A 1904-nucleotide genomic window follows, 5' to 3' on the forward strand; every position below is an offset into this window, starting at 1 on the left:
CCACATTCCTCCTAAAATTATGTAATTTTCAAAACCAAGCTTACATTAAACAATTTTCTTCTTAATTCTTGTTTCAATAATTGAAACGGTATTTCAGTAATTATGAAACTTACTAAAAGTATAAGATAATTCCTTTGTTTTTTCAATAGTATAAATAATCTGATAATTATATTTTAAAAAGGAACTTTGGGTTTATACTCTACGCTACATTTAATAGTTGGTGTGAAAAATAGTATAGGTGTATGATTCTTAAACAAACGGGTTTACTTGGGATATATATTTTTTTTCAACAGTAGGATGATTTTGTGAACACTTCTGCCAGACACACATGAACAACAGCAAAATTTATTTAAATACGCGCTGTTTTTTTAAAAAAGGTATCATATCCAAAAACGTATCTAAAAAAGACATCCCAAACACCGAGGTCATCATTATGCTTCAAAGCCCCCCTCCCCTTTATGTGGCATTTTAAGAACGATTGTATGTATTTAAAGGTTCCAAAGACAGTATTGTCCAAATTGATATAATAGAATTAATTAATTAATTTGGACTACTAAAAATTTGCTTTGATTTAAATGTATTTAATAGGGCGTCAATTCTCGTAAAGGAAACTGTTACGACAATTCCTTTATAGTGAACTTCTTTGGTTTTATGAAGTCTGATTTCTATATTTAAAGGAGTTTGAAAGTAACGAGCAGTTTAAAGAAGAACTAGATAAATACATCGACTATTATAATCACAAACGTATTAAGGCAAAACAAAAGGGCATGAGCCCGGTACAATACCGAACGCATGCCCTATCAGCTGCTTGAGAAAATAACCTGTCTAACTTCTCTTTAATATGAAAGAATTCTTTTTGCAAATGTCTTAAAATCCTCTAAGTGTTTTGTAACAATTTGCTCTAAAATATCAAGATTAATCGCTTGATAATCATGGACAGCTATGTTTCTAAAACCAACCATTGCCTTCAATTGTTTTGCTAATGATTTATCGATTACACCAGCAGCTTCTAACATATCAAAAGCATCACGACTAGCTTGGGGTAAACCAAGTTTCTTTTCAGCAACGATATGCATAGCTAAATCAATTGATGATTCACACGCACGTTGAATGTTTAAAATTATGCTATCTTGTTTCGTATAGTCTTGCAAATTATTTGGATCATTACCATATACTTCTTGAATTCGTTGTATACACCGTTCAATGACACTTACTTTATTCAAAATTACATCATTCTTCATATATTGTTCCTCTTTTACTAATTCCGTCTAAAATTTCATGTCTTTCTTCATTTAACTTAGCATACATGCTTAATGCTATCATTTGTTCTTTTATCCTTGTATCTTCATTTTGAGAATAAATAACTTTCCCAGTTGTGAAGATTTGTGCCTTAAATACAGTACTAGCTTCTCTCAAATTAATAAGATCTACCTCAATTTTCAACTCTTCTGCAAGTTCCTGAGCTAGCATAAAAATTTCATACTTATCTGGTGTTAGACCCTCAGAATAAAACGCAATGTCTATGTCACTATCTTCCCTTGGACATCCTTTTGCATAGGAGCCAAATACAATGATAAATGCAGGATTTAAACGGGGCACCAATTTTTTATTTATTATATCGATTAACTTGGATTCCATCTTAACTCCTCCCATTATACATTCATTATACCAACTTCAAAAACTGGCTTCCATATAAATCCTGTAAATTCAATTCGAGTGAAAAATAATACAAGTAATTCTAAAAATGAAACCTGTAAAATTAAAGTTAGCTCCGATTAATTAGGAAGCAAATCAAAATTATTCAAATTTTATCTTATTTAATAGTTTTAACTATAATAATTTTTGCATACCCACTATATAAAACATTGATAATACATTTGTCTTTAAAATAAAGTGTTTCTACT

2 protein-coding genes and 1 pseudogene are annotated in these 1904 nt (G+C 30.1%); 1 reads left to right on the top strand and 2 read right to left on the bottom strand.

What is annotated here, in order from left to right; translation table 11 throughout:
• Nucleotides 1-597: 597 nt before the first annotated feature.
• Nucleotides 598-812 (top strand): annotated as a pseudogene (locus V7014_RS25380) (IS3 family transposase); the annotation flags it as partial.
• A gap of 24 nt (nt 813-836) precedes the next feature.
• Here V7014_RS25380 and hepT read toward each other — a convergent pair.
• Nucleotides 837-1241 (bottom strand): type VII toxin-antitoxin system HepT family RNase toxin, encoded by a 405-nt coding sequence (gene hepT, locus V7014_RS25385; RefSeq protein ID WP_335511602.1) that lies wholly within the window; start codon nt 1239-1241, stop codon nt 837-839.
• Entirely contained in the window at nt 1231-1638 is a 408-nt protein-coding gene (mntA, locus tag V7014_RS25390) for a type VII toxin-antitoxin system MntA family adenylyltransferase antitoxin (RefSeq protein ID WP_335511603.1), read from the bottom strand. Before mntA ends, hepT begins: the two co-directional genes overlap by 11 nt.
• Between the last annotated feature and the right edge of the window lie 266 nt (nt 1639-1904).

Origin of the sequence: Bacillus sp. JJ722 (assembly GCF_036963345.1) — a bacterium.
In the GTDB taxonomy this organism is placed as follows: Bacteria; Bacillota; Bacilli; order Bacillales; family DSM-1321; genus Bacillus_AD.